At 60.3% G+C, this 23,353-nt stretch carries 21 protein-coding genes; 3 read left to right on the forward strand and 18 right to left on the reverse strand.

The annotated features are described in order from the left end of the window. The first annotated feature begins 120 nt into the window (after nucleotides 1–120). Together ACR0JI_RS00210 and ACR0JI_RS00215 are read left to right on the forward strand one after the other, a co-directional pair. Nucleotides 121–582: a rhodanese-like domain-containing protein gene (locus ACR0JI_RS00210; protein WP_480493153.1), complete on the forward strand. Its 462-nt coding sequence runs from the start codon at nucleotides 121–123 to the stop codon at nucleotides 580–582. Further along, nucleotides 579–1,403: a CE1 family esterase gene (locus ACR0JI_RS00215; RefSeq protein ID WP_480473519.1), complete on the forward strand. Its 825-nt coding sequence runs from the start codon at nucleotides 579–581 to the stop codon at nucleotides 1,401–1,403. Before ACR0JI_RS00210 ends, ACR0JI_RS00215 begins: the two co-directional genes overlap by 4 nt. Here the strand turns inward: ACR0JI_RS00215 and mdoH are convergent, their stop codons facing one another. From mdoH to cbiE, 13 genes are all read right to left on the reverse strand, one after another. Next, the gene (mdoH, locus tag ACR0JI_RS00220) at nucleotides 1,404–3,275 is read right to left on the reverse strand and encodes a glucans biosynthesis glucosyltransferase MdoH (protein WP_480493154.1); all 1,872 of its coding nucleotides are present in this window, start codon (nucleotides 3,273–3,275) and stop codon (nucleotides 1,404–1,406) included. Then, nucleotides 3,272–4,771, reverse strand: a complete 1,500-nt coding sequence (locus tag ACR0JI_RS00225) for an OpgD/OpgG family glucan biosynthesis protein (protein ID WP_480492883.1) — start codon at nucleotides 4,769–4,771, stop codon at nucleotides 3,272–3,274. Before ACR0JI_RS00225 ends, mdoH begins: the two co-directional genes overlap by 4 nt. Beyond that, nucleotides 4,768–5,985, reverse strand: coding sequence for an OpgC family protein (locus tag ACR0JI_RS00230; protein WP_480492885.1), 1,218 nt, complete (start codon nucleotides 5,983–5,985; stop codon nucleotides 4,768–4,770). The genes ACR0JI_RS00225 and ACR0JI_RS00230 overlap by 4 nt, the downstream gene beginning before the upstream one ends. A 28-nt stretch (nucleotides 5,986–6,013) precedes the next feature. Beyond that, on the reverse strand, nucleotides 6,014–7,384 hold the full coding sequence (locus tag ACR0JI_RS00235) for a tetratricopeptide repeat protein (protein WP_480473515.1): 1,371 nt from the start codon (nucleotides 7,382–7,384) through the stop codon (nucleotides 6,014–6,016). 179 nt (nucleotides 7,385–7,563) lie between these two features. Next, nucleotides 7,564–8,748, reverse strand: coding sequence for a CaiB/BaiF CoA transferase family protein (locus ACR0JI_RS00240; RefSeq protein ID WP_480492887.1), 1,185 nt, complete (start codon nucleotides 8,746–8,748; stop codon nucleotides 7,564–7,566). Continuing rightward, nucleotides 8,735–10,354: a thiamine pyrophosphate-binding protein gene (locus ACR0JI_RS00245; RefSeq protein ID WP_480492888.1), complete on the reverse strand. Its 1,620-nt coding sequence runs from the start codon at nucleotides 10,352–10,354 to the stop codon at nucleotides 8,735–8,737. The genes ACR0JI_RS00240 and ACR0JI_RS00245 overlap by 14 nt, the downstream gene beginning before the upstream one ends. 79 nt (nucleotides 10,355–10,433) lie before the next feature. Further along, the gene (locus tag ACR0JI_RS00250; RefSeq protein ID WP_480492890.1) at nucleotides 10,434–10,892 is read right to left on the reverse strand and encodes a DUF302 domain-containing protein; all 459 of its coding nucleotides are present in this window, start codon (nucleotides 10,890–10,892) and stop codon (nucleotides 10,434–10,436) included. A 72-nt stretch (nucleotides 10,893–10,964) separates the two neighbouring features. Further along, entirely contained in the window at nucleotides 10,965–11,723 is a 759-nt protein-coding gene (cobF, locus tag ACR0JI_RS00255; RefSeq protein WP_480492891.1) for a precorrin-6A synthase (deacetylating), read from the reverse strand. After that, entirely contained in the window at nucleotides 11,716–12,444 is a 729-nt protein-coding gene (gene cobA / locus ACR0JI_RS00260) for a uroporphyrinogen-III C-methyltransferase (RefSeq protein WP_480492893.1), read from the reverse strand. The genes cobF and cobA overlap by 8 nt, the downstream gene beginning before the upstream one ends. After that, nucleotides 12,441–13,763: a cobyrinic acid a,c-diamide synthase CobB gene (locus ACR0JI_RS00265; protein WP_480473509.1), complete on the reverse strand. Its 1,323-nt coding sequence runs from the start codon at nucleotides 13,761–13,763 to the stop codon at nucleotides 12,441–12,443. Before ACR0JI_RS00265 ends, cobA begins: the two co-directional genes overlap by 4 nt. Continuing rightward, nucleotides 13,750–14,544: a precorrin-4 C(11)-methyltransferase gene (gene cobM, locus ACR0JI_RS00270; RefSeq protein ID WP_480473508.1), complete on the reverse strand. Its 795-nt coding sequence runs from the start codon at nucleotides 14,542–14,544 to the stop codon at nucleotides 13,750–13,752. Before cobM ends, ACR0JI_RS00265 begins: the two co-directional genes overlap by 14 nt. Further along, nucleotides 14,541–14,909 carry a cobalamin biosynthesis protein gene (locus ACR0JI_RS00275; protein WP_480476793.1) on the reverse strand — a complete coding sequence of 123 codons (369 nt, stop codon included), beginning with the start codon at nucleotides 14,907–14,909 and terminating at the stop codon, nucleotides 14,541–14,543. The genes cobM and ACR0JI_RS00275 overlap by 4 nt, the downstream gene beginning before the upstream one ends. Continuing rightward, nucleotides 14,906–16,105, reverse strand: a complete 1,200-nt coding sequence (gene cbiE, locus ACR0JI_RS00280) for a precorrin-6y C5,15-methyltransferase (decarboxylating) subunit CbiE (protein ID WP_480473506.1) — start codon at nucleotides 16,103–16,105, stop codon at nucleotides 14,906–14,908. Before cbiE ends, ACR0JI_RS00275 begins: the two co-directional genes overlap by 4 nt. Here cbiE and ACR0JI_RS00285 point away from each other — a divergent pair. Next, complete coding sequence (locus tag ACR0JI_RS00285; RefSeq protein ID WP_480473504.1) at nucleotides 16,104–16,835, forward strand: cobalt-precorrin-6A reductase; 732 nt, start codon at nucleotides 16,104–16,106, stop codon at nucleotides 16,833–16,835. The genes cbiE and ACR0JI_RS00285 overlap by 2 nt on opposite strands. Here the strand turns inward: ACR0JI_RS00285 and cobJ are convergent. The 5 genes from cobJ to cobN are packed head-to-tail and all read right to left on the reverse strand — an operon-like array spanning nucleotide 16,826 to nucleotide 23,352. Next, nucleotides 16,826–17,590 (reverse strand): precorrin-3B C(17)-methyltransferase, encoded by a 765-nt coding sequence (gene cobJ / locus ACR0JI_RS00290; RefSeq protein WP_480473502.1) that lies wholly within the window; start codon nucleotides 17,588–17,590, stop codon nucleotides 16,826–16,828. The genes ACR0JI_RS00285 and cobJ overlap by 10 nt on opposite strands. Next, the gene (locus ACR0JI_RS00295) at nucleotides 17,587–18,315 is read right to left on the reverse strand and encodes a precorrin-2 C(20)-methyltransferase (RefSeq protein ID WP_480473500.1); all 729 of its coding nucleotides are present in this window, start codon (nucleotides 18,313–18,315) and stop codon (nucleotides 17,587–17,589) included. The genes cobJ and ACR0JI_RS00295 overlap by 4 nt, the downstream gene beginning before the upstream one ends. After that, nucleotides 18,312–18,941, reverse strand: coding sequence for a precorrin-8X methylmutase (locus tag ACR0JI_RS00300; protein WP_480492895.1), 630 nt, complete (start codon nucleotides 18,939–18,941; stop codon nucleotides 18,312–18,314). The genes ACR0JI_RS00295 and ACR0JI_RS00300 overlap by 4 nt, the downstream gene beginning before the upstream one ends. Further along, complete coding sequence (locus tag ACR0JI_RS00305) at nucleotides 18,941–20,062, reverse strand: cobalamin biosynthesis protein CobG (protein ID WP_480492896.1); 1,122 nt, start codon at nucleotides 20,060–20,062, stop codon at nucleotides 18,941–18,943. Before ACR0JI_RS00305 ends, ACR0JI_RS00300 begins: the two co-directional genes overlap by 1 nt. After that, entirely contained in the window at nucleotides 20,059–23,352 is a 3,294-nt protein-coding gene (gene cobN / locus ACR0JI_RS00310; protein ID WP_480492897.1) for a cobaltochelatase subunit CobN, read from the reverse strand. The genes ACR0JI_RS00305 and cobN overlap by 4 nt, the downstream gene beginning before the upstream one ends. Nucleotide 23,353 lies beyond the last annotated feature (1 nt).

The following is a 23,353-nucleotide window of genomic DNA, read 5'->3' on the forward strand; positions in this document are numbered from 1 at the left end:
GCGGCGCAGCGCATTAATGACGCGATCTTGATCTGCGAGCTGTCTTTCACCGCGCAACCTGCTGTTTGGTTGTGATAGAAACAGCACCAGCGAACAGGAGGCTGAGGTGTGGCCGAAAAAATGAACCGATCCCGACGGTGGGTAGTGATTGGCGTCGGTGCCGCGATTGCTGCCGGGTTTGCGATTAGGCAATACAGGCTGATCCCCGAAGATCACAACGGCAGTCGCATCAGCGTGGCCGACGCCCACGAGCAGGCAGTGGACAGGCGCGTTCTGCTGGTTGATATCCGCACACCGCGCGAGTGGCGCGCCTCGGGAATTGGCGAGGGCGCGGTACCGCTGGACTTGCGCCGCGAGGATTTCGTTGACGTTCTGACACAAATGACCGGCGGTGATCAGGCTGCGCCCGTGGCCCTGATTTGCGCCCGAGGGGTGCGGTCCGCGCGCCTCAGCAATCGTTTGATTGAAGCCGGATTCACAAATATCATCGACGTACCCGAGGGTATGTTGGGCTCGGCGGCCGGGCCGGGATGGGTAAGAGTCGGTTTACCGGTCCGCAAATACAATGAGGATGCGGGATGATCAGGGAAATCGGCCTGGCAGCAGTATTTGCCTTCACCGCGCAGTTGGCCCTGGCGGGTTGCGCTGATCAGGGGGAAATTTGCGAAACCTCCTTGGGCGCGTACCATATCGAACTGCCCGATGCGGAAAACCCGCCATTGGTGGTGTTTCTGCACGGATATGGCGGCAGTGGATCGGGAACGATGCGAAATCGCGGGATGGTCGAACCTCTGTTGGCGCGCGGTTATGCAGTGATGGCACCTGAAGGTTCGGAAAGGCCCAACCGGGGTGGCAGAAAAAGCTGGAATTTTATCCCTGGATTTGGCGAACGGGATGAAACCACCTTTCTGTCCGAAGTGGTTCAGGACGCGGAAAACCGGTTCGGAATCAATGCGGATCGGGTCATGCTGGGCGGGTTTTCGGCTGGTGGCTTTATGGTCAACTATCTCGCCTGCAAGTCACCCGGGACATTTTCGGCATATGTTCCGGTGTCCGGAGGATTCTGGCGGCCACACCCAGAAACCTGCAAGGGTCCGATCCGGATGTTACATACCCATGGCTGGACGGACAACGTAGTTCCGCTTGAGGGGCGCGTACTGGGCGGGGGCAGGTTTCAGCAGGGCGATATCTATGCCGGGCTCGAAATCTGGCGCGAGGCAAATGGCTGCGTCGATCACAAACCGGCCGGCTTTAGCACAACGGGGAATTTCATGCGTCGCCGCTGGACCACCTGTGCCAAAGGCAGCGCGCTGGAGTTCGCCTTGTTCCCGGGCGGTCATACAGTTCCAGCCGGTTGGGCCGATATGGTCGTGGATTGGTACGAAGGGCTTCCCGGCAGTTGATCATTCTGCCGGCGCCATCTTGATCTTGCCTTCAACCAGTTGCTTCAGCTCGGCCCGGTAACGGCGGGCCGACCGGGTGATGGCAGGTTCGCGGAAATCCTCGCGCATCCCGACCATCCGGCGTGCGGCACCGGCCGAAACACCGCTGAGTGCCGATAGCGGGATGGCCAGGGCGAGACTGATGGCAATCGGAGCCAACCAGATCGAGACCAGCCCGGACAGGATACCAACACTCAAGGCGATGCCACTGACTGTTTCCAATGCATGACACAGAAGCAGCGTGCGCAATCCGTAAGTGCCACCGTCGCGTGCTTGCGGCGACCAGCCCCGCTGAATGCCAAGCGCCGTCCGGAAAACGGCGATCATCTGTTGCACCATCAGGATCGGCGCATACAGGATCGACAGAATGACCTCGGCCAGAAACGAGGTCAGGAACTTGAGGCCGCCTCCGAATTCGGAATAGCGTACACCGCTTAGCGGCAAAGCCAGAACTCCCAGCACCTTGGGTGCCAGCAGCATTGCATACATCACAAGAATGATCAGAACGTGCCGGGTTTCGGACATTTCCGGCCATTGCGGGAACAGCGGATTATCGGGGCTGAAGTAATGCAGGACAGAAGCGTCTTTGCCCTGACCGATCAGTGCCCACATCAAAAGCAGCGCAAACCACAAAGGTGACATCAAATAGCCAACGGCACCGTGGAACATGTGAAAACGCGAGACGGCCCGGAATCCAGTTGAGCCCAACAGTTTCAGGTGTTGCAGATTGCCCTGGCACCAACGCCGATCCCGCAACGCATGATCGATCAGTGTGGGGGGCGTTTCCTCGTAAGATCCCCGAATGCGCGGCAGGAACCGCACCGCCCATCCGGCACGGCGCAGCAATCCAGCCTCGACGAAATCGTGGCTCATGATCAGCTTATCCTGACCGTTGAGCGCACGCATCTTGGGCAGTCCGGCACTGGTAGCGAAAGCCTTGGTGCGGATAATTGCGTTGTGGCCCCAATAATTACCCTCTTGCCCGCACCAACGCGCCAACCCTTCGGCAAAGGCGATGCCATAGACTCCATTGGCAAATTGTTGCATTCGGGCAAAAACCGATTGCGCGCCGATCAGTTGCGGGTAGCTCTGAATCAGCCCGGCACCGGGATCACGCGCCAGCGCATCGGTCAGCCGGTGTATAGCGCGGCCGGTCATCAGGCTGTCCGCATCCAGAACCAGCATCGCGTCCCAGTCTGCGCCCCAGCGACTGACCCAGTCGGCGATGTTTCCCACCTTGCGGTCGGTGTTTTGCTCGCGACGGCGGTAATACAACTCCAGTCCTGGGGCGAGCGTGGTGCGCAGGGCTTCGACGCTGGCCTGTTCCTGTGCCGCGATTTCAGGATCGCGCGTGTCGGACAGGATGAACATGGCATAGTGATGCTGCCCACCGCGTGCCTGCAAATCTTCGAGCATGGTGCGGGCGTTGCCCAGCACGTTCCATGGCACTTCGTTGTATACCGGTGTCAAAAGGGCCACGCGCAGGGGCTGTGCTGTGCGTTTGCGCTGCGGACGATCCTGTCTCGACAGCGAAACCATACCCAGCAGAACGGTGCAGACCGTGAACGAAATCCAGAAGAAGTTGAACGAGATAAGCGCCAACAGGATGCCCTCGATCAGATTGATCCCCTGGGCGCTGAACCAGTCGCTCATGATCCACAGCAGGCCCAATGTCGCTACCATCGCCGGTGAAAACGCAAGCGCGCGCCAAAATCCAGTCGCGCCCGTGTCTGTGCCCGATGGGGCATCGGCATCGTGGAACCCAACGCTGAAATTCTGCGCGGGCATCGCCAGAGGTGCCTCGGGCGGCATGATATGCAAATCGCGGTTCATATGGTCCATCGGTAAAGCCACACCTCAGAGGCAGGCTGTTTGTCTTTCAGCAGTTGCGCGCGCAACTCGACATGATCGCGCCCATCTGGCTGGAATGAAAACGCAAGACGCAATCCACCCGTATCCGGGTTGCGTTGCAGTACACCGTCCGAGGTTTCTGCATGAGGGGAATCCACGAAGACACTGATCGCCTCGATATCATCGAACAAATCGCTGCCTTCGAAATCGATGACAGCCAAACGCCCTTCACCGAAGGTGTTCTCGCCCATGGCAGTGTTGGTCACCCGTGGCATCGGAGTGCGCTGAGGCTCCTCACCCCAGATCAGACGATAGGACAGGTCAACCCGACTGCCTGCTGCATAGGGTTCTGCCGGGCGCCAATAGGCGACGATGTTGTCGTAGATTTCCTGATCTGCCGGTATTTCGACCAATGAAACGGTGCCTTTGCCCCAGTCATTCTGAGGCTCGACCCACAGGCCCGGGCGTTTATGATAATTCGCCTCAAGGTCGGCATAGTCCGAAAACTCGCGCTTGCGCTGCATCAGCCCGAAGCCGCGCGGGTTCTCGTCAACGAACGACGATATTTGCAGGCGGGTCGGGTTGGCCAGCGGACGCCACAACACCTCGCCCGCGCCATTGCGGATCAACAGCCCGTCGCTGTCATGGACGGCAGGGCGGAAATCGTCAAACCGGCTGTGGTTGGTCTGGTCGAACAGGAACATCGAAGTGCCCGGCGCGATACCCACATGAGGCAGGTCTTCGCGGGGAAAAAGCGTGGCCTCGACATCGATAACGCAATCTGCCCCCGCCGTGACATTGAAGCGATAGGCGCCAGTCACGCTCGGACTGTCCATCAACGCATGGACGACCATATTGCGATGGCCGGGTTTGGGGCGTTCCAGCCAGAAACGGATGAATTCAGGAAATTCCTCACCATCCGGTTCGCCTGTTTTCAGGGCCAGACCGCGTGCTGACAAACCGTAGACCTCGTCCAGACCGATAGCGCGGAAATAGCTGGCACCCTGCCAGACGCAGAATTCATCCGTCTTGCCGGGGCGGTGCATCTCGGTCCGAAGGCGCAGGCCTGAAAAGCCCAGAGTCTCGTCGATGGGCAATTGTGGCACATCTTCAGATTTCTCGAACATCCCCAGATCGAAAACGACCGGTGTGGTCATGCCATTTTCGACCGTTTCCACCTTGACGGTCCGGGGGAAATACAGGCCCGGTGTGAAGAAATCGACGTTGAATGGTGTTTCGGTCTCGTACCACAAAGCCCGGTCCAGTCGGAATCGGATCGAGCGATACTGTTCGTAAGTCAGATCCTGCCATTCCTGAGGAACCATTTCACGTTCCGCATAAGGGCGGCTGGCCAGGTCGCGGGCCAATTCGACCACGTGGTCGCGGTCAAAGGGAACTGCGCCCCCGGATGCATAGGCCGATGGGGCAAAGGCCAAGGCTGTCGTCGAGACGAGGAATGCGCGACGGGTTAAATTCATCTCTTCAATTTCCAGGGTTGAGACTTGAACCAAGATGCCAGATAAGCCACGCCAATGATCATGGCAAAGCCAATCATGTTGGCGACAAAGACGGTGGCAACATCCCGCCCAGTCTGATCAAGGGCAACGCCGATAAGTCGTGCTGCCGCCATGGAAAATACAAAGACTGCAAGGGATTGCTGACCGACTTTGGTGATGACCGTCAGCAGGAACTGCCAGACGCGCGCGCCCATGCTGTGGCCCGTCGCAATCAGGCGGTGACCATGTTCGCCAGCCGCGACCCAGCCCAGATAGGCCAGTGACAGAAAATGGACATATCGCAGTGCGCCAAACTCGGTCTTGTCGCGCAATTCGTCAGTCAATGGCCAGATCTTGCGGATCGCAGCGCCCAACTCAGGCGCAGCGGTGTTGACCCAGAGGAAGACCTTCCAAGATCCAAACGGAGCTGACAGGATCAGGAACAAGGCAGCCGCCCAGACCAGAGATTTCGATACCGGTGGAGCGGGAATCCAGCCGCGCATCAAGGCAAATCCGGTGAAGAACAGCAATTGCCAGCCAAACGGGTTGAAAAACCATTGCCGATCCGACCACGGCTCGGCCGGAAGGGCCAGCGCGCCGGTCTGGGTGACACACCAGATCGCCACAGATGCAGCAGCCATCAGCCAGAAACTGATACGATATAGCGCGATGTAGAGCGGCATCAGCGCCAGTACCACCAGATACATCGGCAAGATGTCAAAGTAGTTCGGTACATAAGTCAGCGTGAAGAGCCCCACCATCTGCGGGGCGGGATCATCGAAGAAATGCTGAAGGTTCAGCGACGAGACATAGGTTTTCTCGAACGCACCGGTCAGGTCCAGCGCTGCCATTGTCATGGCAACAAAGAAGAACAGGGCAATATGGGCCCAATAAACCTGCCAGATGCGATAGGCCACACGGGCTGTGCCCATCCACCAGCCCTTGTACAGGAACGCCCCGCCAAAGGCGATGGCCGAGGCCATGCCCGAACAGAACACGAAGATCTCGGTTGCATCTGAGTACCCAAAGCGCGCCGGGATCCAATTCGCCCAGGGATCATTGGGAATGTGGGCAATCAGGATGATGAACATCGCGATGCCGCGATAGAAATCCAGTCGCGGGTCACGCGTGCGGGCGGGGGTCGCAGCCGAGGCCGCGACGGGTGCAAAATCAGCAGCGGGCGATATGGTCGCCATACGGTCTCTGTCCTTCTTGGTCGTCTTGTTACTCGGCGGGGACGCTTTGCATGTCTCCGCCGTCGCGCGCCGCATCAATCAGGGCGCGGCGCGCAATGGCATAATTGTCTTCACCGCCGGCGCGTTTAGCACGGCGGTCATCCAGAATACGTTCGACGGCATCCAGACGCCCGGCACGCAGACCCGAGTCGATGGTAATGCGTTCAAATACATCACGTTGTGCGTGGCTTCCACCGGCCAGTTGCATTGAACCGCGCGCCGCCAACAAGTGATCAAATGCCGTGCCATAATGGCCGTCACCAAAGGCTTCAAGGCCCATGGCGGCCGCGACACCGGGATCGGCCATACGGCGGGTGGTGTCGTCATTGGCACGCGCTGCATCCTTGTTCATGCGGGTCAGCATCTTGGCGGTGGCGTCGGCGCGGTTGTCACCGGTCAGCGCCAGTAGATAGTGCAGATCGGCGAAGATCAGGCAGCCGTCTTCGGTGCGCGCAGCACTCAGGTCAGCCAGTTCTTCCCAGCGATTCCCTACATTTACGCCTTCAAGTTCAAGCCGCATCAGCAGCGAAGTTCCGTTCGAGATGTCGCGGTAATCGTCGGTTTTATCCTTGCGGACGTGGTTGTCATACAGATCCATCACCTGATCAATCTGACCCAGATCCAGATGCATCAGAGCCTTATGCCACCAGACGTGATAGCGGAAGTTGTTGCAATGGGCCCAGGCCGCCTCGCGTCCGGCCAGCCAGTCAAGGCCCAGCTGCGCGTTGCCGGTCATTTCATGGACATGGGCCACCGCGTGCAGACCCCAGGCATCGTCGGACACCATCCAAAGCGCCTGACGTCCTGCAATTTCGGCCTTTTCGTAGGCTCCGGTTTCTTCCAGCGCGAAGGAATGGCAGCCCAGCAGATAGCCGCGACCGGGGTGATCGGGTTCATATGCTGGCATTACCCGTTCGATCGAACGGCGCATTCCATCCGGATCCCCCAGAACGAAACGGGTCGCATGGCTGAGTTTCATCGCCAACGTATCTTGTGGATGATCGCGCAGAACCGCTTCGAACTTTTGCACCGCCTGTGTCAGTTGGCCCGCCAGATACAGCCCCAATGCATCGACAAACAGCCGCTCGCGCGCCGAGACGGGCTGCCGGCTCATCGCAGCATTGGCAGCCGCCAAAGCCTCGACTGCAACCGCCATCATCTCACGCCGACCGAGAAGGGCCATGAACAGGCCTTTCACGGCATGACCCAAAGCAAAATCGGGCTCAAGCTCCAACACTTTGCCCAGATGTTGGGGTGTAGCCGCGGCATGAGCCATGAACCCAAGCAGAACACCATTCCAGGCTTCGACAGCTTCCGGCTGCGCCAAGGTGTTCATCTGTCCAAAAACGTCTTGTTTCATACTTGGGTCCAATCTGATTGCGGTATTTGACACTGTTTGATGTAACAGAGTGTGCGAGAGCGGCGTATCAGTATCGACCCCGCTCTCGAATTGGTGAAATGTCGTGTGTAAGAAAGTCGAAAAAATCCGCCGATTCAAAGGCATGTTTCAGCAACTTGCCGCCTAGTTGTGCAAGTGTTTCAATCGTCGAACGGGTTTTCAGCGCTTAACACCCAGTCAGTATCGGCCCCGCAGGTGGGTGGCGCGCTGCGATATGTTACAGGCGTGCGTGACAAGTTCAGGGGATTCCCGATCAGGTTCACGATACCGGGCTGGGCCTGCATCGAAATCTGCATTTTTCGTGCTGCCACCTGTTCCGTATCAAAAACCTGATCCAGCGTCTGGACCGGTCCTACGGGCACTTTCACGGCTTCAAGACCGGAAATTACTGATCGTGTATCCAGACCTTGGACAGCGGGCCGAAGAATGGCGTTTAGCGCATCACGGTGTTCCAGTCGCGCCGGGTTGGTCACGAATCTGGGGTCGTCGGCAAGTTCGGGTTGTCCCAGGAAACCGCACAGCTTTCTGAACTGGCCATCATTTCCAACCGCCAGAATGACATGCCCATCGGATGTCTCGTAGACGTCATAAGGCACGATGTTGGGGTGCCCGTTTCCACGGCGCTGCGGAACGTTGCCAGAAGTCAGGTAATTGACGCCCTCGTTGATCAGCCATGCGATCTGAGAATCAACAAGTGCCAGATCGACCTGCTGACCTTCACCGGTCAGGTCGCGGTGGCGCAGCGCGGCCAGAATGCCAACGCTTGCATACATTCCGCACATCACATCAGCGATGCCGACCCCCACTTTCATCGGCGCGCCTTCCGGGTCGCCGGTCAGGGACATGATCCCGCCATAGCCCTGTGCCATCAGGTCATAACCGGGTTTGCTGGCATTTGGCCCGATTTGGCCGTAGCCCGAGATCGAGCAGTAAACGAGGCTAGGGAATTCCTGCGACAGGGTTGCATAGTCCAGCCCGTATTTCGCGAGACCGCCGGTTTTGAAATTCTCAATCAGAATATCCGCGTGTGAGGCCAGCCGCCGTACTTCCGCCTGACCTTTCTCGGTTGCGATATCCAGGGCCACAGATTTCTTGTTTCGGTTCGCTGACATGAAATAGGCGCTCAGGTCCGAACGGTTGCCCTCGGCATCGGTGACATAGGGCGGACCCCATTGCCGCGTGTCGTCGCCCCTGGTGGCAGGGTTCTCGATCTTGATGACACTTGCGCCCAGATCACCCAGCAACTGCGTGCAGGTTGGCCCGGCCAGAATACGGCTGAGGTCCAGAACTTTGACGCCCTTCAGCGGGCCCTCAGATGCGGCCATCGTATCCTCCACGGTCGATTTCAGCGGCGATTACGGTAAATGTCTCGGCCTTTACAGCAGCTTCAAGTGCTGCACGCAACTCTGCCCGGTTGCGGACAGTGTGGCCGTTCCCACCAAATGCACGGCCCATGGCGGCGAAGTCATGGTGACCGAAATCCACGCCATTATTGACCATCTGCCGCTGCCGTTGTTTCAACTCGATAAGGGCAAGGCTGGCATCTACGAAGACAAGAAAGATCGGATTGCCGCCCATTTCAGCTGCCGTCGACAATTCCCCGGCGACCATCAGAAACCCGGCATCACCCGAAAAGCTGATCACCGGGCGGTCGGGCTCGGCCAGTTTCAGACCAATGGCCATTGGGACAGCACAGCCCATGGTGCAGAGCGCCGAGGATTGGATCAGCCCACGTTCTTCGCTGCATTCCCACATCTGGCTCAGCAGAATGCGATGCGCGCCGCTGTCGGCGGTTGCCAGCGTTTCGGGGGGCAGGGTAGCGCGCGTTTCGGCGATGACCGCTGCGGGTCCCCAGTCCTCAACGGTGGGAAAGGCCTGTGCCAGTTCCGCCTTGACCTGCGCGGGCTCACCACCCGGCCATGTCGTGTGGGCGGGATTCCCCTTGGCAATGGCCTCAAGCGTCTCGCCCGTGTCGGCCACCAGATTAAGACCCGCCTGATGCATGTAGTGGTCATTGATCACCGCTGATATGTCGATGACGCGTTTTTCTTCGGGGTCCCAGATTTCGCGCCAGCCGGGGCGCATTTCGATCGGGTCATACCCCAGACACAGCACCAGATCGGCTTGTTCGACCAATGGGACAAGGTGCTTGTCTGCCAAAGGCGACAGACCAGCGCCGCCCAAACACAATGGGTGATCTTCGGGAACAACACCCTTGGCCTTGTAGGTGGTCACAAATGGAATTTCGAAATGTTCCAAAAACGCCTGCACCACACTGCGCGAGTCGTCATAGAGGACATCGAGACCGATAATGGCGATGGGGCGCTCGGCCTCAGCCACCCAGCGCCGGGCCTTTTCAAGGCATTCGCCATTGGGGCTGACGGGCGCGACCTTGGCCAGACGGCGGCGTTTCACGCCCGTCACTGGCGTATCCGCGACCGAGATCGGAACATCGATATGGACCGGGCCCGGTCGCGGCTGTGTGGCCAGTGACACGGCCTTGTCTGCGACGATATCCGCGCCCTTGGCCGTCAGTGTAAACGTGCCCTTGGTGATGGAACGGTAAACCTGGCTGTGGTCCATAACCTGATGAGTATAGGTCAGCGCCTCGTCCGCATCGACGCAACCGGTCAGAACGATCATCGGAACACGGTCCTGCAAGGCATTGGCCACCACATTGATGCCGTTCATCGCGCCCGGACCCAGAGTGGCGACCAGAATCGCAGGTGCGCCGTCGCGGTGATGCACGGCCTCGGCCATGAATCCGGCCGAGTTTTCATGTTTTGTCAGATGAAAGGTGATGCCCGCCTTTTCAAGCGCATCCACCAGTGTCAGGACCTCACCCCCCGGCATTCCAAAGGCGTGGCGGCACCCCGCTTCATACAGGCGTTGGGCCAGAAGATCGGCGGCGCGCGGCGTGGGGTCCTGCATCAGTCATGCTCCGAGATAACCGTTTCGAAGCAGATTGCGGAGGACGCCACCAGACGCAAGGCGGATCACGTCAGTGTGACTATTTGACTGCGTCTTCAGCGACAGATTGAAAGGTATTATCAAGTTCTGCAGCAATGTCCTGCAAAGCTTGTCCGCCTTCCGCCATGTAAGGGTCAAACACGAAACTGGGGGTCTTGTAAGACAGGGTTGCGGTTCCGTCCTCATTCTCGGTGACATAGAAACGGATCGGTGCTTCGATCATTGCATTGGTAGAGGTTTCCAGCACCCTTACCGCGTAATCGTTGTTGAACGCGCCAATAACCAGATTGCCCGGAATGGTGATTCCGCGCGCCGCAGCTGCCTTGGTGGGGCCGGCCTGCGTGACCACTATCAATCCGTTGTCCTTGATCGCAGCCTTGGTTGCATCGACCAGTTCCGAATAGGTTTTGTCCGCAGGAAACACGGCCCAACCGGCTGGGGCGTCTTGTGCCCAAACGGGTAAAGTGAACAGGCAGAGCAAGGGAATGAGGGCTTTCATTGTCACGTCTCCTGTATTGAGGTGCAACCTGTGTGCCAGACCTTACCGTCCCGCGACATCACAAACCCGTGTTCATGTGCCCGTGCGGTTTTTCCGGCGCGTCTTTAACAGGTAGATATCCATGATCCAGCCATGTTCGGCGCGGGCCTTCGCCCGGGTCTCAAGGATGTTCTGCGCGACTTCATCCAGCGGGCCACTGATCAGAACCTCTTCTTTCATACCCACATAGGCGCCCCACCAGATGTCATAATCTGCCAAATCAAGGGTTTGGAACGAGCATTCGCCATCCAGCATCACCGCGACGTTCGAGGCCGCATCGGGCCAGCCTTCGTCCCGGATACGACGACCGGTTGTGACAACGTAGGGCGCGCCCAGATCATTGATGGGAATCACATGGGCAGCGGTCAGCGCCTGCAACGCGGTGATGCCGGGGATAACCTTGGTATCGGGTTGCGGGTTCAACCGGGCAGCGATACGCAATGAGCTGTCATAGAGGGACGGATCCCCCCAGATCAGCAACGCGACATGCTGCGCCTCTGGATGAGCGGCAATGGCCGCTTGCCAGCGCAGGGCGATGGCGTCGTGCCATTCATCGACACCGCGCAGGTAGCCATCGTCGGCCCGGCGCTGGGGAATATCGAAATAGGCGATCTGTGGCGGCGTTTCGGCGACACGCTCAATGATCGCTTCACGTAGCCCGGCCAGATCAGCCTTGTTTTCCCCTTTGCGTGGAATCAGGATCAAATCTGCCGCCCGGATCGCCTGCGCACCCTGAAACGTGACATGATCCGGATTGCCGGTGCCGATGCCGATCAAGCTCAAATCAATCATCGTCGAACTCCGCCAACGGGCCGTAAAGGATCAGCGCCGGTGCTTTGCTGATCTCGGTTTTCAGCTGTTCCGCCAGCGCGCCAATCGTAGCGCGTTGCAGTTTTTGGTCGGGGGTTGAGACGGATTCGGCCATAAGCGCAGGAGTATCCAACGGCAATCCTTGAGTGTGCAGGGCTTCGACGAGCAAGGGGAAGGTGCGTTTGCCCATGAAAACGACGGTGGTGGCCTGTGGATCGGCCAGCGCCTTGAGGTTCAGGTCGTTGGGCAATTCACCACTGACGTCATGGCCGGTCACGAACTGAACCCGTCGGGCCGTAAGCCTGCGCGTCAATGGAATGCCTGCAGCCGCTGCCGCTGCCACTGCTGAGGGGACGCCGGGAATGATCTCATAGGCGATACCGGCTGCGCGCAGGGCGACAAGCTCTTCCTCAAGCCGTCCGAACATACCGCCGTCGCCGGATTTCAGGCGCACCACATGCTGACCGGATTGCGCGTAATCCACCAGCAACCGGCTGACATGGTCCTGCTTGGGTGACGGACGACCGGCCCGCTTTCCGACACCAACCAGATCCGCATCGTGGCGCGCATGGCTCAGGATCGGGCCGCTGCTGAGATCGTCGAACAAGATCGCGTCGGCCTTTTGCATCCGGTCCACCGCCTTGAGCGTCAGCAGTTCCGGATCTCCGGGGCCAGAGCCGATGAAAGAGACAAAGCCACTCATGCCGACGCCTCCGCAATCAGGTGAAAGAACGTGCCAGTGACATTGCCACGCAGTGATCCGGTTTGCGGGCCTTCTTCCCCTTCGGCGTCAAACACGCGTGCCAATGGGGCGTCCGGTTGGTCCACGATCGAGGAATAATGGAACTCGTGTCCGCGCAATGCCGATCCTTTGGCAAAGCCGGGCATAGGGGCCAGAAGGGCGGCCTTTCTGTAACCAAGGTTGAACTTGCGCTTCTGATAAGATGTGACAAGGCCCAGCAAACCAGCCATTTCATGGTGCACGCCGTCCTTGTCGATCAGCGCCTGACCAAGCGCCATGTAGCCGCCGCATTCTCCGTGCACCGGTTTTGTTTCCGCGTGTTTACGCAAACCACTCAGAAAGGTGGTGGCCGCTGCCAATGTTCCGGCGTGCAATTCGGGATACCCGCCGGGCAACCAGACCAGATCGGCATCCGCCGCCGGAGGTTCGTCTGCCAAGGGTGAAAAAGGCAAGATCTCGGCACCCGCATCGTGCCACCCTTGCAAAAGGTGGGGATAGGTAAAGGAAAAGGCGGCATCACGGGCCAGCGCGATCCGCTGGGCCGGGGGCCGCGGCAGTGCGGCTGACGAAGGTCCGCTGGGGCCTGAGGAAGCTGCCCGCTTGATTGCGTCAAGGTCCACATGTTCTCGTAAAAACGCAGCATAGCCTACAATGGCGCTTTCCAGATCGGGGTGTTCGACCGCCTGAATAAGTCCCAGATGCCGCTCTGGCAGGGTCAAATCACCACGGCGGGGCAGCACGCCCAGAACAGGCAGGCCCGCGCGCTCCATTCCCAGACGGGTCAGGCGTTCGTGGCGGGGGCTGGCGCATCGGTTCAGGATCACTCCGGCAAAGGGCAGATCGGGATTGTACATCCTGAACCCCAGCGCCGTTGCCGCCGCTGATTGTGCCTGCCCGCCCACATCCAGCACAAGCACAACGGACCAGCCCATGCGCAGGGCGGTCTCGGCGCTCGAACCGTGCCCAACTTCGCCAGGCTTTGCGACACCGTCGAACAAACCCATCGAACCCTCGGCCACCACAATGTCAGCGCCTTCGGCCTGAGCAGAAATTGCACTGAGCAGGGGATCTGCCATCGCCCAGCTGTCCAGATTGAACGAAGCCCGCCCGGCAGCTGCCCGGTGAAAGGCGGGATCGATATAATCCGGCCCGCTTTTAAAGGGTTGCACGGTCAGGCCGTCTTCGGCCAGCGCGCGCAAAAGGCCCAGCATGACCGTCGTCTTGCCAGTACCCGAAGAGGGTGCTGAAATCAGAATACCCGGAGGGTTAGTCATCACCATGGCTCCAGCTTGACCAAGGGCTGTCGGTACTTTGCGGGCGATAGCGGCGGTCGTAATCTCTGGAATAAAGACAGCTTTCGTCAAAACCCTCACCGGCCAGCGCAGGGCCGACCATGATCAAAGCCGTGCGCGAGATGCTTTCATCCAGCGACCCTTTCAGAGTTTCCAGCGTTGCGCGGATGATCTGTTCATCCGGCCAGCTTGCGCGATACACAACGGCCACCGGGCAGTCCGGGCCATAAGCCGGGGTCAGGTCTGCAATAACCTTGTCCAGATTGCCGATTGACAGATGAATGGCCAGTGTCGCGCCGGTACGGGCAAAATTAACCAGGGTTTCACCTTCGGGCATGGATGACGCGCGCCCCGGCGTTCTGGTCAGAACCACCGACTGCGCTAGTCCCGGCAGGGTCAGTTCGGTGCCCAGGGCCGCTGCCGCGGCGGCAAAGGATGGTACGCCAGGGGTCACACTGACCGGAATGCCCAAGTCTTTCAGGCGGCGGATCTGTTCGCCCATCGCCGACCAGACTGACAAATCGCCCGAATGCAGCCGCGCCACATCCTGACCCGCTTTATGCGCGACTTCGATCTCGGCCATGATCTGGTCCAGATCCATGGGCGCAGTGTTGATGATTTTTGCGTCTTTGGGGCAGTGGCTCAGAATTTCCGCTGGCACCAGCGACCCGGCATAAAGGCACACGGGGCACGAGGCGATGATGTCGCGCCCACGCAATGTCAACAGGTCTGCAGCGCCCGGTCCGGCGCCGATGAAATGAACGGTCATGTTTGTCCTCCGATGGCGATGGCGCAGGTGGCCAGCCGGTCGTCCGAAATATGTCTGGGTGAAAGCAGTCGCGCGCCGGACCCGGCGGCGGCAAGGGCCGATGCTTCGGCAACGCTGCCGGTGCCATAAGCGGCACGGCTGCGGTTCGAGCATGTCAGGGTGCGTTGTCCGGCCAAATCGGCAGCCGCCACGAAGTGCAGCGGAAGAGCAAGGCTTTCCGCAAAGGCCACCAGCGCAGAGTGGCCGTTTTTGTCAGCGACCGTCGCCAGAGCTTGGACATCATGGCTGGCCGCTGCCGCGTCATAGGCGGCGCGCAAACTGTCTGCCGTCGCGTCGGATGAAAAGCCCAAGCCTGCCACGATCATAACGTCACGCTCCACTGGACAACCGGATAGGCAGATTTCCAGCCGCGCCGCGGTCCGAGGGGTGCAGAATGAGCCAGTTCGATCCGCAACAGGTCTCCGCCCAGATCTTGGTGCCATCGCGCCAACAGGGCTTCGCTTTCCAGAGTTACCGCGTTGGCGATCATCCGGGTGCCAGCGGGCAGGGCGTCGCGAAGCCACGCCAGCAGGCTGGCGCTTAGCCCACCGCCGATGAAAACCACATCCGGAAGGGGCAAACCGGCCAGCGCTTCGGGTGCTGTGCCGTGGACAACCTGTAACCGATCCTGCCCCAGCGCGTCGGCATTGCGGCGAATGCGTTCGGCCCTGTCGGCGCGGGGTTCGATACTGGTGGCTGTCAGGGTCGGGTCGCACATCAGCCATTCAATACTGATCGAGCCGGTGCCACCGCCAATGTCCCACAGATGTTCGCCCCGCTGCGGTGCCAGTGCGGACAAGGTCAGTGCCCGGATCGGGCGTTTGGTGATCTGGCCGTCGGTTTCAAAAAGATCATCCGGCTTACCCGAGGCCTTGGAAAGTCCCCGCCCAGTGCCGGTCACTTCCAGCCCGACGCAGACAGGATGATCGAAGGTTCCCAGCAGAGCTTCGGTCAGGCTCACTGTCTGGATGCTTTCCCGCGGGCCGCCGAGGGCCTGCATCACATGCAACGCGCTGTCGGCAAAACCGGTTTCGCTCAGATATGTCGCCAGTTCAGCAACCGCCTTGCCGTCACGCAAAAGCACAATGGCATGAAGATCCGGGGCCAGATGCGGCCGCAATCGGGTCAAAGGCGCAGCGTGCAGGCCGAACGTCGGCGTGCTTTCCAAAGGCCAGCCCAGCCGCGCGGCGGCCAGCGAAAACGTGGACTGGCCGGTCAGGGCGGTCCACTCGTTGGCATCGAAGTTACGCGCGATGACGGACCCCGCGCCAAACCAGAACGGATCACCTGACGCCAGAACCACCGTCTGCCGTCCGCGCAGGCCTTTCAGGATCGGCAATCCGTCCGAGAACGGCACCGGCCATTCGACTCGCTCAGCCTCGTTTTCCGGCAGCAGCGACAGGTGACGAGGCGGCCCCATGATCACTTCGGCCCGGTCCAGCACTTGACGGCTTGCAGGCGACAGGCCATCAAGCCCATCTTCGCCCAATCCCAAAACGGTCAGCCACGGAGACTCAGACATGCCCAACCTCCTGATTCTTGGCGGCACGACCGAGGCCAACGCTTTGGCCAAAGCTGTTGCGGAACAAGGGATTACGGCTGTGTATTCTTATGCGGGACGGGTGGAAACCCCGCGTCCGCAGCCGTTGCCGGTGCGAGTTGGCGGGTTTGGAGGCCCGGAAGGTCTGGCCCACTACATCCGTGAAAACGCGATCACCCATGTCGTGGATGCGACCCATCCATTTGCGGCGCAGATGAGCCGGAACGCGATTGAGGCGTGTCACACAACTCAGGTTCCACTGGCCGCCTTGACCCGCGCGGCGTGGAAGCCGCAACCCGGCGATGTCTGGCACCGCGTGCCCGATATCCCTGCCGCCGTCGATGCGCTTGCAGGTGATCCTCAGCGTGTGTTCCTGGCTGTCGGACGTATGCATCTTGAAGACTTTGCTGCCCAGCCCCAGCACCACTACCTGCTGCGTCTGGTGGACGAACCCGACAGCGTGCCCTTGCCTCTGGCGCAGATTGTCGTGGCCCGGGGTCCTTTTGCAGAAGCCGATGACCGCGCACTGATGCAGCAACATAGGACGCAACTTGTGGTGTCCAAGAATGCGGGCGGCTCGGGCGCGCGCGCCAAGCTGGACGCAGCGCGGGCGCTGGGCCTGCCAGTGCTTATGATCGAGCGCCCTGTTCTGCCTAAGCGGACCGAGCTTTCGGCTGTCACACAGGTTCTGGACTGGGTGTCTCATCCCTGATCCTCGACCGGGGTGAAGCGTGGCGTATAGACGATCGGCGTGCCTTTGCGTTCGATGACTCGGGTGCGCGACGAACCGACAATAACCACGGTCTGCATATCCGCCATCTCGGGCGTGGCCTCGGCCAGAGTAGAAACCCGGATCACCTCATCCGCTCGTGACACGGCGCGCGCAAACAGGATCACCCGCTCGGGCTCGCATTCTTCGCGTAGGATTTCCAGTGTCTTTACAAAGCCTTCCGGGCGGGATTTCGAGCGGGGATTATAGAAGGCCATCGAAAAATCGGCTTGCGCAGCTAAGCGCAGGCGTTTTTCGATCAGCGACCAAGGCTTTAGGTTGTCGCTAAGGTTGATGGCGCAAAAATCATGCCCCATCGGAGCGCCTGCGCGGGCAGATGCGGCCAGCATCGCGGTGATCCCCGGCAGCACATCTATCTGAATGTCACGCCATTCTGTTGGGCCATTCTCCAACGCTTCGAACACAGCTGCAGCCATAGCAAACACACCGGGATCGCCCGAGGACACAACAACCACCCGCCTGCCGTCGGCGGCCATTTGCAGCGCGTGTTGCGAGCGGTCGATTTCAACCCGGTTGTCACTGGCGTGCAGGGTCAGGCCGGGGCGGTCGGCCACGCGGGCCACATAAGGGATATAGCCCACCACATCAGTGGCGTCGGCCAAAGCCGCTGTAACTTCGGGGGTGACCAGCGCTTCGTCCCCCGGACCAAGGCCTGCGATCTTGACCCAGCCGCTCATGGTCGGCGCCCTTGACCATGAACAACGATGATCGAGAAATACGGGGTGATCTTCTCGCAGGCCTCAGACAGTTTTGTCACCGTCTGGTTCGGCATTTGCGCGTATTCGACAATCCATGCGCGGTCGTACAACCCGGAGGTTTTCAGTGCGCGTTTCACCTTGTCGATGTTCCGCCCGATCTTCATCACGACCAAAGCATCTGTCTTCGCCATGCGTTCAGCCAGAACCTCCTCGGGCAGGGTGCCGACCAGAACGGTCAGCACATCATCCCCCCAGGTGATCGGATCGCCGGTGGCCGTCCATGCACCGGACATACCGGTGATGGCTGGTACAACCTCGACCGGAGCTTCGTCACGCAACCGATTGTAAAGATGCATGAACGAGCCGTAGAAAAACGGATCGCCCTCACACAATACCACCACATCCTCACCCTGTTCCGACAGCGTCTTCAGGTGTGCTGTGCACTCTTCATAGAACGCGGCCAGCAACTCGTTATAACGCGGATCAGTGACCGGGATTTCGGTGGTCACCGGGTATTCCATCGGGAATTCAATCGCGCCTTCGGGGATCATCCCGTTGACGATTTTGCGGGCCTGACCGCTGCGACCCGGTTTGCGAAAGAATGCCACGTGTTTGGCGTTGCGTAGAAGGCGATCGGCCCGGACACTCATCAGATCAGGGTCACCGGGGCCAAGGCCCACGCCGTATATGGTACCCATTTTCATTCCGCCCGGCTTGCGATGGCGTTGATGGCTGCAACGGTGATGGCGCTGCCACCCAGACGGCCTTTGACAATGCAGGAGGGGACGGGTTGCGCCTGCCACAACGCGTCTTTGGATTCCACCGCTCCGACAAATCCGACCGGGCAGCCGATGATCGCAGCAGGGCGCGGGCAATCCGGGTCTTCCAGCATGTTCAGCAAGTGAAACAGCGCGGTGGGCGCGTTTCCAATGGCGACCAGAGCACCTTCCAGATGCGGACGCCAGAATTCCAGCGCAGCGGCAGAACGGGTGTTGCTCATCTTGGTGGCCAGAGGGCGCACGCGTTCGTCATGGAGGGTGCAGATCACCTGGTTGTCGGCAGGCAGACGGAAGCGGGTCACACCTTCGCTGACCATGCGCGCGTCACACAGGATCGCCGCGCCGTTTTCCAGCGCCGTGCGTGCGGCCTGCACAAATCCGGGTGAGAAATGTACAAACTCCTCCAGCCCGACCATGCCGGCGGCGTGGATCATCCGAACGGCGACCTGCTCTTCATCGGCATCAAAGCGGGTCAGATCAGCCTCGGACCGGATGGTGGCAAAGCTTTCCTTGTAGATCGCCGCGCCATCAGTTTCGTAAGTGTAGGGCATCAGGTGAAGTCCATGGTCATGAGTGTTTCGGAGGCGAGGCCGCGTTGGCAGGGCTCATCCCCTGCGCGGCCCTGTTTGACAAGATCAAATCGCCCGTTGTTGCCGACCACTGTGATCTCGGCCGGGCCCATATGGGCGCACCCCTTGGCGCAGCCCGAGACATGCAGACGACCGTGAATGCGCCGAGCCAATGCACGGGCGATGTCGCGGGTTTCCACCTGCGCTTGCGGGCAGAACGGCGCGCCGGGGCAGGCGTCGGTTGTCATCATCGGATCGGCTCCGTCCATGACGAAATCCGGGGAGGGTATCGCCGCCCCGCCTTCCAGCAGGATCAGCCGCCACGGGGTGACACGCAGGGCAGAAGCGCCGCTGGCTTCAACCAGTTCACAAAGCTTGCGCGCAGGCAGCGAGCCGAATGCCGCGCCGTAGAGAGAACCCAGTTCACAGGGGCCGGGTTGCAGTTTTTCACCGATAGGACCGGGGGCAAATCCCTGCCAATCCTGTGGCAGCGCGTGGGCGACCCGCGCCATGCGGCGTGTCTCGGCCGTATAGGTCTGGGCAAACCAACGGGCCAGCGCGATCACGTGGTCGATGGCGTCGCCTTCGGCCACACACCGCCCGGTTTTGCAGCCGTCGGCGCGCAGGATCAGACCGTCAGCACCCAGTTCCAGACGAATATCTGCGGAATCCGAGGCCAACAGGCGCGTCGGGCCTGTATCTATGGCAAAACCGAACTTAGCGGGCAGAGCAGGCAGTTCCGCCAGTCGATCGATCAATTCCTGTGTCAGCCGCGCGGTCAAATCGCCCGCCTGATAGAGCGGAGTGACCAGAATATTGCGGCGTACTTCGATGCCGGGTTCCGCATCAAGCAAGTCCAGCGCCGCAAGCTCCACAAGCAACGGCTGGTGGTCGCGCTCATCCACACCGCGCAGCTGCAGGTTGGCACGATTGGTCAGGTCAATGGTGCCGTTGCCAAACTGTTCAGCCAGTTCGCACAAGCCAATAGCCTGCCTGGCATTCAGTCGCGCCAGACGCGGACGGACCCGCACGACCAGCCCGTCGCCTGACATCATCGGGCGATGCGCGCCGGGACACCAGCCTTGAACGATAGGTGCACTCATCTCAAACCTTCCAAATCGGCCCGGATCGAATTCCGGCGCGTGTTCCAAAGCCCCGCTTCCAGCAATGCACGGAACCTGTCTTGCATGGCCTGATGGGCCTTCGGGTTGGTCTCTTGCAGAAAGGTATCAACGGCCTCATTACCCAATGTGGCTTCGTGATAGAGATCAAAAAGATGCGGAGCGACAGTGCCGGACAGATGCGCGAAAGAGGCCATGTGATCCAGCGTCGCAGCAATCTCGGCGGCGCCGCGAAAACCATGGCGCTGCATCCCCGCAATCCAGCCGGGGTTGGCAGCGCGGGCATGAACGACGCGGCTGATTTCTTCCGGCAGAGTCCGGGCGCGCGGATTATCTGGGTTGGTGTTGTCCAAATGGTAAAGCTGAGCGGTGCCCCCAGCGACCTTTTTGGCGGCGGCAAAACCGGCTTCATGCGTGGCATAGTCGTTGGCCAGCAGCAGGTCAGTTTCCGTCAGATCCTGGAGGTGAACAAAACTGTCGGCATTGGCGACACGATTCGTGATCCCCGCTTTGTCCTGCGCGATGTGTTCACCTTCCAGCGCGTACGAGCTGGCCTCAAGCCATGCCTCCCCGGCTTGGGCGCGCGCCTCGTCCGTATAGGTCTCGGACAGATGGGTCATGTTCAGGCCGTAACTGCCGGGTGCCGGGCCAAACACCCGCGTAGCCGGGGCGTGACCGGCATAGGGGTTCCAGTCGGTCGCTTCGTCACGCTCTGACAATGCCCGAACCGCCTGACCATAAAGGGCTGACAATGTGGGGAACACATCGCGAAACAAGCCCGAAACCCGCAGGGTGACGTCCAGACGCGGGCGGCTCAGGTCGGTGATGGGTAAAACTTCGATACCCGAAACCCGCTCGGATCCCTTGTCCCAAACCGGCTTTACACCCAGCAGGTGCAGGGCCATGGCGAATTCTTCGCCCGCAGTGCGCATGGTGGCCGATCCCCACAGATCGACAATCAGCCCTTTCGGGTAATCACCTTCCTCCTGCAAGTGCCGCCGTACCAGTTCCTCGGCCAGTTTCACGCCTTGCGTGTAAGCTGCGCGGGTGGGCACAGATCGCGGATCGGTGGTGTAAAGGTTTCGCCCGGTCGGCAGCACGTCAAGGCGGCCCCGATAGGGCGAGCCGGACGGGCCAGCCTCGATCCTCTTACCGGCCAGCGCATTGATCAGAGCATTGCGCTCGGCATGGGCGGATGGGGCAGGGTCGAAACTGCCGGTCACGTCCGGGACACGCCCATAGACGTGCAGCCCGTCGCCAAACTGACTTTCTTTGATATCGCAGACAAAGCGGTCAATGCGCGTGATTGCTTCGGCGGTGCTGGTGGCCTGATCCAGACCCAGATCGTTCTCCAGCCCAATGGCTTGCGCCTCATCCCGGATATCTTCCTGCAACCGGTTACGGCGTCTGGGGTCAAGGCCGTCCGCGTTTGAAAATTCGTCCAGCAGGGCTTCCAGCCGCACCATCCGGTCAGGCGTTCCGCTTTCTTTCATCGGCGGTGGAATATGGCCCAGTGTCACCGCGCCGATCCGGCGTTTGGCCTGCGCGGCCTCGCCCGGGTCGTTGACGATGAACGGGTAGATCACCGGCAGGTCACGGATCAGTGCCTCGGGCCAGCAGTTTGCCGATAGGGCGACTGATTTGCCGGGCAGCCATTCCAGCGTGCCATGCGCACCGATATGGATCAGCGCATCCGCTCCAAGACCTTTGCGCAGCCACAAATAGAAGGCGACATAGCTATGGCGCGGGGTGCGCGAAAGGTCGTGATAGTCGTCATCGCGCAGCTCGGGTGTTCCGCGTTCTGGTTGCAGTGCGACCAGTGCCTTGCCGCGTCGCAAAGCAGTGAATTGAAACGCGTCATGAGCGAAAATTGGGTCTTGCTCGGGATCGCCCCATACGGTGTGCAGATCGGTGCGCAGGGTCTCGGGCAATTCAGCGAGTGCACTCAGATAATCCTCAAGCGGCCACGATACCCGGGCGTCCAAGAGTGTGTCGGCAATCGGTTCGGCAGCCGTGATGTCGTAGCCTTCACCGTGAAGATCAGACAGCATCGCTTCGGCTGAGGCCAACGCGTCGAGACCGACCGCATGGGCCATCTGCCAGTCTTTGCCTGGATATGTGGACAGTACCAACGCGGGGATCTGGTCTGCCTTGGGTTTGTCATTCAGGGCGAGCCAGCCCGATACCCGGTCGATGATCGCCTCGATCCGGTCCGGCTCGGCCCGATGCGCAAAACGCGAGTATTCCAGATGCGGATCGCGCTTGCCCGGCTCTTTGAAGGAGGCAATGCCTGCTGATATTCGCCCGTCCACTTCGGGTAATACCACATGCATGGCGAGGTCGGCAGGCGACAGGCCGCGTTCGGCCTCGGCCCAAGCCTTGCGTCGCGAGGTGGCGAGGGCGACCTGAAACACCGGCACATCCGCCGCGTCCAAAGGCGACGTGCCAGACGCGCCCTTTCCCGAGAATGAAGTGGCGTTGATGATGGCCGATGGTCTCAGGGCAACGACCTGTTCCCTGAGCCAGTTGGCAGCGGCCGGGGCCTTGAGCGACGGGGCGAACAAACCCACCGCCTGGAGCCCGCGGGCGCGCAGGCTGCGGATCAGGGCCGCGACCGGGGCTGTGTCTGCTGATGTCAGATAAGCGCGGTAGAAGGTTACGAGAATGCGTTTAGCATCGTTCACGAACGCGCAATCCACCGGGATGACACCCTGTTCCGGGCACCACGCACCGCATTCGGGCAGGGTTTTCGCGCCCATCACCGGGCCGGCATAAAGCCCTGCTGCTAACGCCATCTGTGCCAATGCGGCCTGCGCGGCGACTTCTCCGCCGGTATCACACAGATGTGCCAGCCGCCGCAGGGTCGAGAGGGGCAGGGTCGAATACTCATCCAACCGAGTGTCTTCGCGCCCATCCGCCGGTAAAACGGCCAGCGCGATGCCTTTGGCCTGTGCCAGTGCCAGAACCTGTTGCAACCCGTAAGACCAATAGGGCACGCCACCGATCAGACGGATCAGGATGCCCTTTGCGCCTTCAAGTGTCTGTTCAACATAGGTGTCGACGGACAGTGGGTGTTTCAATGCTGCAAGATTGGCCAGTCGCAAGGTTGGCATCCGCCCCTCAGGTCCGCCGCCGCGATGCCAGCCCGCCGCGAAAGCGCCCAGGTCACTGTCGGAAAAGGACAGTACAACCAGATCAGCCGGGCTTTGGCCCAGATCGGTTGGGGTCTCGGTTTCCTCGAGCCCGTGGCTTTCGCGAAAGACGACGTGCATG

The organism is Ruegeria sp. N10 (assembly GCF_056531545.1).